The organism is Moraxella sp. CTOTU47724 (assembly GCF_032014955.1).
GTDB lineage: Bacteria > Pseudomonadota > Gammaproteobacteria > Pseudomonadales > Moraxellaceae > Faucicola > Faucicola tetraodonis.
In genome coordinates, this window is sequence record NZ_DALZSV010000003.1 from 1 (window position 1) to 14,160 (window position 14,160).

Genomic DNA, 14,160 nt, shown 5'->3' on the forward strand with positions numbered 1-14,160 from the left:
TCATTTGGGGATTTTTGGCAATTTTGCCTTGCCCCAAAATTGGGAAATATGGTATAAAGTACCGTTTAATTTACGTTTCGTGACATTGTAAACAATCTGCTAAGCGATCCATCAGGCACTTGGTATGGCAAGTCTTGGATAGCGATGGCAAACAATGTGCGCGATATTATAGGGTGTATTGACAATGGCTTTAATCGTACAAAAATACGGTGGTACGTCGATGGGTAGTGTCGAACGTATCAAAAATGTGGCACAGCGCGTCAAACGTTGGCATGACAATGGTCATCAAGTGGTGGTTGTCGTCTCTGCCATGAGTGGTGAGACCAATCGCTTGATTGATTTGGCACGTCAAATCAGTAAAGAACCGAATGCTCGTGAATACGACCAAATGGTGTCAACCGGTGAGCAAGTATCAATTTCTTTACTTGCTATGGCATTAAATGAAATCGGTGTGAGCGCCAAGTCAATGACGGGCGGGCAAGTGGCGATTCGTACCGATGATAGTCATACCAAAGCCCGTATTCAACATATCGATGATAGTCAGCTTCGCGCCGCACTCGATGCTGGCATGGTCGTTGTGGTGGCGGGTTTCCAAGGGGTGGATGAAAAAGGTGACATCAACACCTTAGGTCGTGGTGGCTCGGACACCACCGGGGTTGCACTGGCTGCTGCCCTATCTGCCGATGAATGTCAAATCTATACCGATGTCGACGGCGTGTATACTACTGACCCACGTGTGACACCAAAAGCCAAAAAATTATCAAAAATCACCTTTGAAGAAATGCTAGAAATGGCAAGCCTTGGCTCAAAAGTGTTGCAAATTCGCTCGGTTGAATTTGCCGGAAAATACCAAGTACCACTGCGTGTTTTATCCAGTTTTGATGAAAATGCCGATGGTAAATTCGATGATGATTTTAAAAAGAATGTAGGTACATTAATTACCACCGATGAGGGAGACAGCATGGAACAACCAATTATTTCGGGCATCGCCTTTAACCGTGACGAAGCTAAAGTATCTATCTTAGCAGTGCCTGATCGCCCTGGTATTGCATCATCGATTTTAAGCCCAATCAGTGCTGCCAACATCGAAATCGATATGATTATCCAAAACATCGCAGAAAACGGATTGACAGACTTTACCTTTACCGTTAACCGTGGTGACTTTGATAAAACCCTAGCGATTTTGGGTGACAATCTTGCTGAGATTGGCGGCAAAGAAATCGTGAGCAATAACAACGTGGTTAAAGTATCACTGGTGGGTGTTGGCATGCGCTCACATGCAGGCGTGGCAAGCAAAATGTTTGAAACACTGGCAGAAAACAACATCAATATCCAAATGATTTCTACCAGCGAAATCAAAATCTCGGTACTGATTCAAGAAGAACAACTGGAGAAAGCGGTTAAAGCGCTACATACCGCTTTTGGTCTTGACCGTGAAGACGGTGAAAGCAAGGTTGCTGGATTATAATAAATTTGTAATTCTCCACAAAAATAAGGTTAATATCCGCGTTTTGCGGGTGTTAACCTTTTTTTTACTTCTGCATTTCGTTTATAATGGCATCTCGTTTATTGGGCACAAACGCAACTGACCCCTCAATGCCTATTTTGACTGTTGGCAAATAGCTGCCAAGCATGATGAGTTGGCTTAAATTATGCCCTTGCAGTCTGTCTTTAACGTATCATTGGGCAATGATACATGATAATATATTTGACGAATTTAGCTAATTTATCGTTGAATCATCATAGGACATTGATGGTACTTGTTGCGACATAAGGAGTGTGACGCATGTTAATTTTGACTCGCCGTGTTGGCGAAACGTTAATGATAGGTGACGAAGTGAGTGTCACCGTACTGGGTGTAAAAGGTAATCAAGTCAGACTGGGCGTCAATGCGCCAAAAGACATTGCCGTACACCGTGAAGAGATTTATCAAAGAATTCTGCATGAACGGACTGGGCATGAACGCATGGGTTATGATAATCACCCAGTCGATTTTGCCGCCCATGATAGAATGGGTCAAGACCGCAGTGGTTTTGGGGCAGCCAGTCATGAGGCCTTCCCCCAAGAGCGCAGTAAACCCTCTCAACCGCGTAACAGCGGTCAGCAAATGCGTCATTTAGAAAACCGTGTGGAAAACCGCGGTTTTGGTCAGACCAACAATAATTTTAACCCAGCTTTTGATCCGTTTGAGGACGATTATTTTAACCGTTAATCACCTTATTTATTTTGACTTTTGGAGTAACTATGAGCGCTATTGATAAGCTAGAACTATCAAAACTATTAGCTAAACTAGAAAACAAATCGCTAGATTTTGCTTCCGTGCTAGCTATCATCGATAGTTACTATGACTATCGACCAACTGAGTTTAACAATGGCGAAGTGCACAATGCGGCGGGTGAAAATGAAGGCAGTGCGAAAGTGTTTGGCTTTGCCCTACTCAACCATTTGACCCAACAAGATACGCTAAAACTGTTTGCTGAGCACTATGACAGTGTTAAAGCAGAGCCGAAAGGTACGAACCATGCCAATATCCGTAACTTTAGCTTTTTTGGCTGGCAAGGCTTTTTGATGCAGCGTAACTGTTTAACGCCAAAAGCATTAACACCAAAAGCGTCATGACATTCTCTAACATGCTTTAGTCTAAAAATCTAACTGTTTTTTGCGTCAAACAAGGCAGCCGATGGGTTGCCTTTTTTTATCCAATATTTTTTATTTTAAAGAATGGTTTTGAGAGACTCATTGGTTATTGGTTTGCCCTTAACTGCTGGCGCAGTTGTTTTTTTTGCTCACGACGATGGCGAAAAAAATCCTGCAACAACGCGCGACTTTGCTCTGCCATTAGCCCCTGTTCTACGGTCAAAAAATGATTATAGAACGTCACTTGGCTAAAATCCTGCTGGCTGACAATCATGCCTGCTTTCGGCTCTGTCGCTGCAAACACCAAGCGCGATACTCTGGCATGAATAATCGCTCCTAGACACATGGTGCAAGGCTCAAGCGTGACAAACAGTTCACAATCCGCTGGCAGACGGTAATTATCAAAATATTGACATGCTCGCCTTATTGCCACTATTTCGGCGTGGGCAGTGGCATCATGACTTAAAATCGGTTGATTGTAGCCTTTGGCTATGATGGTGCCTTGATGCACAATCACCGCACCCACTGGCACTTCCCCCAGCTGTCCGCCCTCGGCTGCAACGTCAAGCGCCGCTTGCATAAAGGCATAATCGGTGTCACAAAAGTCGCTGTCACAAAAGCCTGTTTCACAACAGTTATGCTCACTTGCATTCATTTATGATACCACCCAAACTACTGTGGCAACTGCCAATCTATCGGGCTTTTGCCATGCGCTATCAGATAATCATTGGCTTTGGAAAAAGGACGGGTGCCAAAAAAACCACCCCGATTGGCACCAAGCGGTGATGGATGCGTGCCTGTAATGATTAAATGCTTAGATGTATCGATAAAACGGCCTTTTTTCTGTGCGTAACTCCCCCATAAGATAAAGACACAGTGCTCACAGTGCTGATTGACTGCCTCAATCACCGCATCAGTGAACGTTTCCCAGCCAATACGCTGATGACTGCCCGCCTGCCCTGCTTCTACCGACAACATACTGTTAAGCAGCAGCACCCCTTGGGTTGCCCAATGGGTCAGATCGCCATGTTTTGACGGGGCGATACCCAAATCGGCGGCGAGCTCTCGTAAAATATTTTGTAGACTCGGGGGTTTGGGGATGGCTTTGGGCACAGAAAAAGATAACCCCATCGCTTGTCCCGCGCCATGGTACGGGTCTTGACCCAAAATAACTACTTTAACCTGCGACAACGGGGTCAAATTAAACGCATTGAACATTTGACTACCCGAGGGATAAATCACTTTTTGCGCATGATATTGATCTCGCAAAAATTGGCGAATCTTATCCATATTGCTGCTCGTTAGCTCTGTCGCCAAGGCGTGCTTCCAATCGTCCGGCATTTTGACATTGGCTAAAATTTGTTGTTGTTCAGGCGTTAATGTTTTCATGGTTTATCTGCTATCAAAAAATTATAAAAAAAGCCAAAGAATTTCTTGGCTTTATTGTAGCAAATAATTGTCGTCAATAACTGCAACACTTCTATATTGTATATTCTATACCCACTAATTATTCTGAAAAAGTTTGACGTAGGGTAAAATCGTCTAATTTGACCGCTTCACGGCTGCTTTTTTCAGTGGGGGGAATTACTTGCGCTTCGCCTGTCACTACCGCTTTACCGTCTTGATTGGTCACTTGGCAATCTAACACCACCCATTTTTTGCTATCGTCTTTACTTTTCACCGTCAAGGTCGCGGTTAAGGTATCATCGATATGCACAGGACGACGAAACGACAAGCTTTGGTTCAGATAAATTGTCCCCAAGCCTGGAAATTTGGTGCCAATCAAGGCTGATAATAGACCTGCTGTCCACATACCATGCGCAATCACGCCTTTAAACTGGCTTTGCTCGGCATACTCATTATCGAGATGCGCAGGGTTGTAGTCATGGGTAACAAGCGCAAATGCTTTGACATCATCTGCGGTCACTTGGCGGGTCATGCTGGCAGTTTGCCCGATAGTTAATTCCTCATAGGTAAAATTACTAAAAATTGTCATTGTCCGTCCTTTTGTTTTTGTTGATTAATTTTATAAAAACCACGATTACAAAATCGTTTTGATGGTTTGACTATAGTTCGACTATAGCATAAATTTTTCAATTTTTTATGACAATGACTACGCATTCATCAACCCATCTGATTTTAATAATTACAAATTTTTTATCTTTTTGCTTGACTTGATGAACTGCTAATAAAATCAAGCGTCTAGCATTTTTGCAGAAAAATAGGCAAAAAATTGAAAAAAATACAAGCTAGAATTACAAATTTTTTTACGCTATATTGTGCGAAATAATAAAACAACCCCTAGATATAGTAGTTTTTTGCAAAATCTTGCAATAATACGGCAATGACTTTGCAATGTTACATAAGTGACGTGGCCTCGGCTCAAAAGCCGTCGTTAAAAGCGGCATACACACTCACTATACTTTCGGTTAGCTGTTTTACTTGGCATTTTTATCTCACCACCTCTCACTCAGCGCCTTTTTAATACATACAGATATGACGTTGATAAACAGGTAAAAAAAGGAACGTATTATGACTCGTACTGAAGATATCCTCGTGCAAAAACGCGACGGGCGTTTGGAAAAAATTGATTTGGATAAGATTCACCGAGTCATCGAGTGGGCAGCAGAAGGGCTTGATAATGTGTCTGTCTCACAAGTAGAAATCAGCTCACATATCCAGTTTTATGACAAAATCACCACCAAAAGCATCCATGAAACCATCATTAAATCAGCCGCGGATTTGATTTCTGCAGCAACGCCTGATTATCAATATTTGGCAGCGCGATTGGCAATTTTTCATTTACGCAAAATCGCGTTTGGCCAGTTTGAGCCGCCGCATTTGTTTGACCATGTCACCAAACTGACCCAAGAAGGTCGTTACGATGCCCATATTTTGCAAGACTTTAGTAAAGAAGAGTTTGATATACTCAATGACTATATTGACCACAACCGTGATTTGAGCTTTGCGTATGCCGCCGTCAAACAAATGGAAGGCAAATACTTGGTGCAAGACCGCGTCAGCAAACAAGTCTTTGAAAGCCCACAATTTTTGTACATGCTCGTCGGTATGTGTCTGTTTGCCAGTTACGACAAACAATATGACAAGGCTTCGCGATTAGATTACATCAAGCGCTTTTATGACACCACGTCCACTTTCAAAATCTCACTGCCAACGCCAATCATGTCGGGCGTGCGTACCCCATCGCGTCAGTTTAGCTCATGTGTACTTATTGAATGCGATGATAGCTTAGACAGTATCAATGCCACCACCAGTGCCATCGTGCGCTATGTGTCACAGCGTGCCGGTATTGGTGTCAATGCGGGTCGTATTCGCGCATTAGGTAGCCCAATCCGTGGTGGTGAAGCGCAGCACACCGGCTGTATTCCTTTTTACAAACTATTTCAAACTGCGGTCAAATGCTGCTCACAAGGCGGCGTGCGTGGTGGTGCAGCGACCTTGTTCTACCCGATTTGGCATTTGGAAGTGGAAAATCTGTTGGTGCTCAAAAACAACCGCGGTGTGGAAGACAACCGTGTTCGCCACATGGATTATGGCGTGCAAATCAATAAAACCATCTATCAACGTTTGATTAAAAATCAAAACGTAACCCTGTTTTCACCATCGGATGTGCCAGGTTTGTATGATGCTTTCTTTGCCGATCAAGCCGAGTTTGAGCGTTTGTATGAGCAATATGAGCAAGATGACTCCATTCGCAAACGCAGTGTGCCGGCGCAAGAGTTGTTTAGCCTGATGATGCAAGAGCGTGCCAGCACGGGTCGTATCTATGTGCAAAACGTTGACCATTGCAACACCCACAGTCCGTTTGACCCAAGTGTCGCGCCAATTCGCCAATCCAACCTATGTATGGAAATCGCGCTACCGACCCAACCGCTTGACAACATCAATGATGAAAGCGGTGAAATCGCCCTTTGTACGTTATCAGGGATTAACTTGGGTGAAATCAACCAATTAGAAGACATCAAAGAGCCAGCGGAACTGATCGTGCGTGCGCTAGATGCCTTGCTTGACTACCAAGACTATCCGGTTATCGCTGCTAAAAATGGCTCTATGAAACGCCGCACGCTGGGTATTGGTGTCATCAACTATGCCTATTATCTTGCCAAAAACGCTACCAAATATTCAGATCCTACGGCGCTCGGTTTAACCCATCGCACTTTTGAAGCCTTACAGTATTATCTGTTGGTGGCGTCCAATAAACTGGCTAAAGAGCAAGGCGCGTGTCCTGCATTTGGCGATACCACGTATTCACAAGGTATTTTACCGATTGATACGTATAAAGCAGACATTGATGCGATTTGTAATGAGCCGCTACAACTCGACTGGGAAGCACTGCGTCACGATATCAAAACCCACGGTCTTCGCAACTCAACCTTGACCGCCTTGATGCCATCAGAAACCTCTAGCCAGATTGCTAACGCAACTAATGGCATTGAGCCACCCCGCGGTTTAGTATCTGTCAAAGCATCAAAAGACGGTATTTTAAAACAAGTGGTGCCTGAGATTGATAAGCTCAAAGATCAATACGAGCTATTATGGCAAATGCCGAATAACAAAGGTTATTTGAGTCTAGTGGCGATTATGCAAAAATTCATTGACCAAAGTATCTCAGCGAATACCAACTACGACCCAACCAAGTTTGAAGATAGCCGTGTACCGATGAAGGTGATGATTCAAGACTTGTTGATGGCGTATAAACTGGGCGTTAAGACGCTGTATTATCATAATACCCGTGACGGCGCCAATGATGCCCAAGACGACCTTGAAAATGGCTGTGCTGGCGGTGCTTGTACTTTATAAGAGAGTATTTAGGGATAATACTGATGGATTATCCCTAGTTTTTTATTCAGTGATTTATCTTTTGTAAATACAAATAAAAATGGCATAACCCATTAAATTGATTACTTAAATTATTTCGATGTAACATCTAGGTTTTTATTATTAAAAGCCTAGAAATTTTCATTGCATGGATTTTTATTACATAGGATGTTTGAACTTGAAAAACCCATTAATTGTTTATGCCATTTTAGTGATGAACCTTACCTCGTGTGCTTCTTTGCCGCAAACATACGACAGTCCGATTCCTGTCTATGTTGACTTGGGTGATGCCACACCTGCCACCACCCTGCCCAATTCAAATTCAAAAGCCAATGTCAAAACTATGAGTCACTAAGGCTGGGTATCAGGCTTATCCGATTGTGCCAGTTTTTCTGACGCTACCACTTTATCTTTGCCGGGTACAGTATTAGCAAAATTTGAATGGGTAACATCAATCGGTTTGCCCATCATCACACGGCTGGTCGGTAACGCATTTTTGAGCCCCACCTCTTTCATCATCTCAGCGATTTTTAAAATCATATCAGTTTGTTTTTGATTAAAATCCATCGCCCCTTTCACATTGAGATAGCATCGCACTTCGACAAGATAAGCGTCTTGCTGAGTGCCAGAGATACGCACTTGATTCCACACACTGTTGGTGTCAGGATGATTGGTGATATAAATTTGCGTCTGCTCGATAAATTCCTTGATCTCACTGATTTCGCTATCGCGCGAGATATAGAACACTTGCGAAAAATGAAACATGTCGCGCTGCGAGACATTTTCAATGCTCATCGATGAGAAGTTACCATTGGGAATCGTTACCACCGTGCGATCCGTGGTGCGCAGACGGGTGGAGCGGATACCAATGTCTTCAACCGTACCTTCTTGCGTGCCAAAGCGGCAGTAGTCGCCCACATTCACAGGCTGGTCAGCGACTACCGATACACTGCCGACTAAATTTTCAACCGTTTTTTGTGCACCCAATGCCAACGCCACACCACCAATCCCCAATGCGGCAATACCTGTGGTTAAGTCGTAGCCTAGATTACCCAAAATCACAATGGTCGCAATCGCAATCAAAATCAATTTTACGACTTTTCGCAGCAGATTTAGGACAGATAGCCGCTCTGGATGATGGTTATTACTCGCATAGTTTTCTGCACGTTTAAAAATCAAATCCAAAATACGTAAAATCAACCATACCATTGATACCCAAGATAAAATATCGGCAAGGTTGGACGCCATATTGCGCACAACCAAATTAATACCCACCAAAATCATGGCTTCTTTGATAATCAGCGCCGTCAGCACCATTGCGGCAGGTACGACCACGCGCCCATCAATCGGAAATTGCTTTTCTTTATCTGGGTGGGTCGCTAGATAAATTCGCGTGATAATCATATATAAGATTTGGCTAATCAATAGACAGGCGAGATAAGTCGCTATCATGAGCGCAATCACTGCCGCAATATGCCCAAGACTATAGCCTTTAATATCTTTCTCAATCCATTGTTTGGGAATGTACTTTTCTACCAGTGTCGGCTGGGTAACGAGTGATAACGACGCCACTTCTTGCAAGGTTTGTCGTGAAATCAGCCAAATATAGGTGCCGTTAGATTGTTTGACACGCTGCATTAAGATATCAATACTCTTTTTGTCAGCGTCGGGATTGTTGATTTCCCCTACCTTATCGAGATTGGGCGCTAGTTTGTCATCGAGATTGCCGGTAGGGTCATTGCTAATTTGCAGCTGCTCGTTGATACGTCCGCCGCTATCGAGTGCCGATTTTAAAGATTCGAGCGTACCACTGGGGTCTTTGGTAGAACTTAAATCCACATAACGGCTGGCGAGCATCCAATCACTTTTTGCCAAGGCTTGAATAAAGCCTTGCACGCTGCCGCGCGGGGTATCACGCCCAAAGGTGTCTTGTGGGGTTGCTGTGCCGCTGGCGCTACTGGCTGATTTGCTGCTATCAGCCGCCCATACAGCGGTGGGTTTGACACTGGTGATAACCATGAGTAAAGCAAACAATGCCATCATAAAACAACGGCGGTATAAAGATGGTGCATCAGCATGACGCTGACATTGGTTAAGAGACTTTGACAACGGCATAAACTTCCCAAAATTTGTAAAACGCTCAGACATAGTTAGGCTAAATAAACGGCCTTGATTTATGTTTTAAGAAATCCTAAATTGCAATGCGCTTATTCTGAATAAAGTATTTCGTCTTGTAGGTATAACTGCTAAAATACGCGCATTATTTGATTTTATCAGTTTTAAATTCCAAAAACACTTTTAAATGCATTGAGTTATTATGTTTAATTTACATCCGCAACTAGCAAAAGATACTTTTTTGGTGGGCGAATTTCCGTTATCTACTTGCCGCTTGATGAACGACTGTCAATTTCCTTGGTTGATTCTAATTCCGCGTGTACCCGGTATCAAAGAATTATACGAATTATCCGCCAGTGACCAAGCCCAGTTTTTACGTGAATCCAGCTGGCTATCAAGTCAGCTTGCCAAAACTTTTCAAGCCGACAAAATGAACATCGCCGCGCTTGGCAACCAAGTGCCGCAATTGCATTTTCATCATATCGTGCGCTACCAAAATGACATTGCTTGGCCTAATCCGGTATGGGGTAATCCTGCTATCCCTTATACCCCTGAAGTGCTCAGCCATATGCAGCAGACACTGATGATGGCGCTGCGGGGTCATCGTGATATGCCATTTGATTGGCAAATGAACGTCTAAAAAAAATTTTACTACGAGGCACGAGGTAGACAAACTAAATTGCGTGAATCCATTCAAGGTCTTTCGACCAATCTAAAAAGTCCGAAATTCATTGAACTGGCGGCATTTTTTATTTTATTGCTTACCTTAACCTCTCTTGATGTACCGCCTATTTATCATACGCTCAGTATTTTGCTGTTGGTAGCAGGCGTTATTGTCACTGCTTTGAGTGTTATCCGGCCCCATCACTATATTACTTCAGCCAGTGTATTAACCCTGATGGCGTTGGCAACGGGTATGTTGCAGTTTAACTATATCCCAAGCCTTGCGTTATGGTTGTTGATTTTGATTCGTCTGATTTTTTCAGATACCAAACATACTGTTTCGTTGGTATTATTAACCGTAGCAGTGGGTCTACTTAGTCTGATATCTGCGCATTTTTTATTACCCGCCATTAGTTTGACCGCCAAGCAAGAAGATATTTTAAATTTTGTCATCGTATTTACCGATATCTTGATAGTTGGTTATCATATCTGTTCTCTGGTGATTCGCTTACGCCAAAAAAATCAAATGCTTGCGCAGCAACAAGCACGGATTGATACCTTGGTTAATGTGACCAATAAATTAACCCGTTTTTTGCCGCCCCAGATTTGGCAACCGATTGTCAAAAATAACACCAAGGTTGAAGTCATTAATCAACGTCGCAAGCTAACTATTTTGTTTTCGGACATTGTTGGTTTTACTGATTTGTCGGATCATATTAGTCCCGACCATTTAGCCAATATTTTAAATACTTACCTTGACCGTATGACCCAAGTGAGCCAAAAATATGGTGCGACCCTCGATAAGTTTTTGGGAGATGGGTTATTGTGCTATTTTGGTGATATGGGTGGTAGTGACCGTGATAACGCCATTGCTTGTGCCAGTATGGCCATTGAGATGCGCCGTGAAATGGAAGTGCTGCGCCACCAATGGCGATTACTCGGTTTTGAAGGGCTGCATGTACGTATGGGTATCAATACAGGGTATTGTTATGTCGGTAATTTTGGCAGCCGCAATCGTATGACTTATACCGTGGTTGGAAAAGAGGCCAATTTTGCCTCTCGCCTTGAATCTGCCGCGCAAAACAATCAAATTTTGATGAGTGAAAGTACGTTTAATTTAATTGGTCATGTCCATCATTGCCAAGCCGTGGGGCAATTTAAATTTAAAGGCTTTCAAGATGCCATGAATGTGTGGGAATTGCTTGAACCCAAAAGCGAATCAATGCAACAAACCGATTGGGTGGACTTTAGCTTGCCTGGGTTTAACCTACATTTAAATTTTCATGATATTCGTAATTATGATAAAAATGATATTACTAACCAGCTAAAATCTGCATTGGCGCTTGTCGAAGAAAAGCAAAAATAATGATATTGACGGTTTTTGCTCAGCTATATTCTTAGCTTAGCTATGTTTAACCATTTACCGACACTAAAAACCAGACACTAAAAAAGCCGAAGCATTCAGCTTCGGCTTTTCTTATACTATTGAACTAGGCATCAAACGAAGCCAATGCTTGGTTAAATGTCGCACTTGGGCGCATCACTTGGCTTAGCTTTTGTTGGTCTGGTTGATAGTAACCACCAATATCCACACCTTGACCTTGAACATCATTTAATTCCGCCACGATTTTGTCTTCATTTTCTGACAACGCTTGAGCAAGTGGCGCAAACTTGGTTTTAAGCTCGCTATCTTCCTCTTGGTTTGCCAATTCTTCTGCCCAGTATTTGGCTAGATAATAATGGCTACCACGGTTGTCGAGCTCACCGGTACGACGCGATGGTGATTTGTCGTTATCCAACAATTTACCCGTTGCCAAGTCTAGGGTTTTTGCCAGTAATTTTATCCGTGGGTTGTTTTCTTTAATCCCCAAGTCTTCTAAAGATACCGCAAGCGCGAGCATCTCGCCGAGTGAATCCCAGCGCAGGTGGTTTTCTTCAACTAACTGCTCGACATGTTTTGGGGCTGAACCGCCTGCCCCTGTCTCATAAAGACCACCGCCTTCCATCAATGGGACGATTGATAGCATTTTGGCTGACGTGCCTAATTCTAGGATTGGGAATAAGTCAGTTAAGTAATCACGCAAGATGTTACCTGTGACTGAGATGGTATCCAAACCACGCGCCACACGCTCAAGGGTATAACGCATCGCACGAACTTGAGACATGATTTGAATATCTAGCCCTGTGGTATCATGCTCTTGTAAGTATTTTTTAACTTTCTTGATAAGCTCATTTTCATGTGGGCGGTATGGGTCAAGCCAGAAGATAGCTGGCATGCCTGAGTTACGTGCACGCGTCACTGCCAGTTTTACCCAGTCGCGAATTGGCGCATCTTTGACTTGACACATACGCCAAATATCGCCTTCTTCAACATTTTGCGACATCAATACTTCGCCTGTCTCAATGTCAGTGATATTGGCAACACCTGCCTCTGGGATTTCAAAAGTTTTGTCGTGAGAGCCGTATTCTTCCGCTTTTTGCGCCATCAAACCTACGTTTGGTACGGTACCCATGGTCGCTGGGTCAAAGTTGCCATGCCATTTACAGAAGTTGATGACTTCTTGGTAAATACGGGCAAAGGTCGATTCTGGCATCACTGCTTTACAGTCGTAAGGCTTGCCATCGGCTGCCCACATTTTACCACCATTACGAATCATCGCTGGCATTGAGGCATCTACAATGACATCATTTGGCGAATAGAAGTTATCGATTCCCTTTGCTGAGTCCACCATCGCCAATGCGGGGCGATGTTCTTGACAGGCATGCAGGTCACGGACGATTTCTTCACGGATAGTGGTCGGTAGGGTTTCGATTTTTTCGTATAGTCCTGCCATACCATTGTTAACATTAATACCTAATTCGTCAAAGGTTTTGTTCCATTTTTCGAATGCATCTTTGTAGTACACTCTCACGCAGTGACCAAATACGATAGGATGTGACACCTTCATCATCGTGGCTTTGACGTGTAGAGAGAACAGGATTTTACCTTCGCGGCAATCTTCTAGCTCTTTTTCATAAAATTCGATTAAGGCTTTTTTGCTCATAAACATTGAGTCAATCACTTCACCGTCTTGTAGGGCAACTTCGGGTTTTAGCACCAAAGCTTTGCCACTGTTGGTGATGAGCTCCATTTTGACTTTACGCGCTTTATCAAGGGTCATTGATTTTTCGCCATGGTAAAAGTCACCTTCTTCCATGTGAGAGACGTGGGTTTTTGACCATTGTTTCCATTCACCCATTGAATGCGGGTGTTTTTTGGCATAGTTTTTTACGGCAGCGGGGGCACGGCGATCTGAGTTACCTTCACGTAATACGGGATTTACCGCAGAACCTAAACATTTACCATAACGGGCTTTGATGGCTTTTTCTTCGTCTGTGGTTGGGTTTTCTGGGTAATTAGGAATGTTGTAGCCTTTGGCTTGTAACTCTTCAATACATTCTTGTAGCTGAGCCACTGAGGCACTGATATTAGGCAGTTTGATGATATTGGTGTCTGGGTCTTGGGTCAACCGACCAAGCTCAGCAAGATTGTCGGTCACTTGTTGTTCTGGGGTCAGGTAGTCGGAGAACTCTGCCAATACACGCGCGGCAACGGAAATATCGGTTTTAGTGATTTCAACGCCAGCAGGTTTGGTAAATGTTTCAATGATAGGAAGTAGTGAATAAGTCGCCAGTAGCGGTGCTTCGTCAGTTAAGGTATAGATAATATTTGACTTTCCACTAGCCATAGAGAACCTCTTTTATATGAATGTTAATTGAGACACTAGATGATGCATCTAGCAGCGTGAGAAATTTCACAGTAAGCATTACTAATTATGGGATAAAATGTGATTGACCATTTTAAACGCAAAGTATACGGTTACCGCATAATGAGTCAATAATGTATCTAGGAATACCTATATTTAG

At 43.3% G+C, this 14,160-nt stretch carries 11 protein-coding genes and 1 pseudogene; 7 read left to right on the plus strand and 5 right to left on the minus strand.

What is annotated here, in order from left to right:
• The first annotated feature begins 184 nt into the window (after positions 1-184).
• From RTR63_RS01185 to RTR63_RS01195, 3 genes and pseudogenes are all read left to right on the plus strand, one after another.
• A complete protein-coding gene (locus tag RTR63_RS01185) occupies positions 185-1,468 on the plus strand; it encodes an aspartate kinase (protein ID WP_007115684.1) in 1,284 nt (427 codons plus the stop codon).
• Positions 1,469-1,786: 318 nt separating this feature from the next.
• Positions 1,787-1,969: pseudogene (gene csrA / locus RTR63_RS01190) on the plus strand (carbon storage regulator CsrA); the annotation flags it as partial.
• Between the two features lie 275 nt (positions 1,970-2,244).
• Entirely contained in the window at positions 2,245-2,619 is a 375-nt protein-coding gene (locus RTR63_RS01195; protein ID WP_099808227.1) for a HopJ type III effector protein, read from the plus strand.
• Positions 2,620-2,743: 124 nt separating this feature from the next.
• Here the strand turns inward: RTR63_RS01195 and tadA are convergent, their stop codons facing one another.
• The 3 genes from tadA to RTR63_RS01210 all read right to left on the minus strand — a co-directional run bounded on the left by tadA (position 2,744) and on the right by RTR63_RS01210 (position 4,633).
• Positions 2,744-3,292: a tRNA adenosine(34) deaminase TadA gene (gene tadA / locus RTR63_RS01200; RefSeq protein ID WP_409418179.1), complete on the minus strand. Its 549-nt coding sequence runs from the start codon at positions 3,290-3,292 to the stop codon at positions 2,744-2,746.
• A 17-nt stretch (positions 3,293-3,309) separates the two neighbouring features.
• Positions 3,310-4,026, minus strand: coding sequence for a uracil-DNA glycosylase (ung, locus tag RTR63_RS01205; protein ID WP_060995186.1), 717 nt, complete (start codon positions 4,024-4,026; stop codon positions 3,310-3,312).
• 118 nt (positions 4,027-4,144) lie between these two features.
• On the minus strand, positions 4,145-4,633 hold the full coding sequence (locus tag RTR63_RS01210; protein WP_065252853.1) for a MaoC/PaaZ C-terminal domain-containing protein: 489 nt from the start codon (positions 4,631-4,633) through the stop codon (positions 4,145-4,147).
• Positions 4,634-5,169: 536 nt separating this feature from the next.
• Between RTR63_RS01210 and nrdA the strand changes: the two genes are divergently transcribed.
• Both nrdA and RTR63_RS01220 read left to right on the plus strand, forming a co-directional pair.
• Positions 5,170-7,458 (plus strand): class 1a ribonucleoside-diphosphate reductase subunit alpha, encoded by a 2,289-nt coding sequence (nrdA, locus tag RTR63_RS01215; protein ID WP_312522245.1) that lies wholly within the window; start codon positions 5,170-5,172, stop codon positions 7,456-7,458.
• 196 nt (positions 7,459-7,654) lie between these two features.
• Positions 7,655-7,831: a hypothetical protein gene (locus RTR63_RS01220; RefSeq protein ID WP_312522246.1), complete on the plus strand. Its 177-nt coding sequence runs from the start codon at positions 7,655-7,657 to the stop codon at positions 7,829-7,831.
• Here the strand turns inward: RTR63_RS01220 and RTR63_RS01225 are convergent.
• Positions 7,828-9,591, minus strand: a complete 1,764-nt coding sequence (locus RTR63_RS01225) for a mechanosensitive ion channel family protein (protein WP_312522247.1) — start codon at positions 9,589-9,591, stop codon at positions 7,828-7,830. The two genes, RTR63_RS01220 and RTR63_RS01225, sit on opposite strands and share 4 nt — an antisense overlap.
• A 202-nt stretch (positions 9,592-9,793) precedes the next feature.
• Between RTR63_RS01225 and RTR63_RS01230 the strand changes: the two genes are divergently transcribed.
• Both RTR63_RS01230 and RTR63_RS01235 read left to right on the plus strand, forming a co-directional pair.
• On the plus strand, positions 9,794-10,231 hold the full coding sequence (locus RTR63_RS01230; RefSeq protein ID WP_036601311.1) for an HIT domain-containing protein: 438 nt from the start codon (positions 9,794-9,796) through the stop codon (positions 10,229-10,231).
• Positions 10,232-10,270: 39 nt separating this feature from the next.
• A complete protein-coding gene (locus RTR63_RS01235) occupies positions 10,271-11,620 on the plus strand; it encodes an adenylate/guanylate cyclase domain-containing protein (protein ID WP_312522249.1) in 1,350 nt (449 codons plus the stop codon).
• 124 nt (positions 11,621-11,744) lie between these two features.
• Here the strand turns inward: RTR63_RS01235 and RTR63_RS01240 are convergent, their stop codons facing one another.
• Positions 11,745-13,982, minus strand: coding sequence for an NADP-dependent isocitrate dehydrogenase (locus RTR63_RS01240; protein WP_312522251.1), 2,238 nt, complete (start codon positions 13,980-13,982; stop codon positions 11,745-11,747).
• Between the last annotated feature and the right edge of the window lie 178 nt (positions 13,983-14,160).

Excerpts from the sequence above, each read along its gene's own strand:
- RTR63_RS01185 (WP_007115684.1), top strand. The coding sequence starts at position 185 with ATGGCTTTAATCGTACAAAAATACGGTGGTACGTCGATGGGTAGTGTC.
- RTR63_RS01195 (WP_099808227.1), top strand. The coding sequence starts at position 2,245 with ATGAGCGCTATTGATAAGCTAGAACTATCAAAACTATTAGCTAAACTA.
- tadA (WP_409418179.1), bottom strand. The coding sequence starts at position 3,292 with ATGAATGCAAGTGAGCATAACTGTTGTGAAACAGGCTTTTGTGACAGC.
- ung (WP_060995186.1), bottom strand. The coding sequence starts at position 4,026 with ATGAAAACATTAACGCCTGAACAACAACAAATTTTAGCCAATGTCAAA.
- RTR63_RS01210 (WP_065252853.1), bottom strand. The coding sequence starts at position 4,633 with ATGACAATTTTTAGTAATTTTACCTATGAGGAATTAACTATCGGGCAA.
- nrdA (WP_312522245.1), top strand. The coding sequence starts at position 5,170 with ATGACTCGTACTGAAGATATCCTCGTGCAAAAACGCGACGGGCGTTTG.
- RTR63_RS01225 (WP_312522247.1), bottom strand. The coding sequence starts at position 9,591 with ATGCCGTTGTCAAAGTCTCTTAACCAATGTCAGCGTCATGCTGATGCA.
- RTR63_RS01230 (WP_036601311.1), top strand. The coding sequence starts at position 9,794 with ATGTTTAATTTACATCCGCAACTAGCAAAAGATACTTTTTTGGTGGGC.
- RTR63_RS01240 (WP_312522251.1), bottom strand. The coding sequence starts at position 13,982 with ATGGCTAGTGGAAAGTCAAATATTATCTATACCTTAACTGACGAAGCA.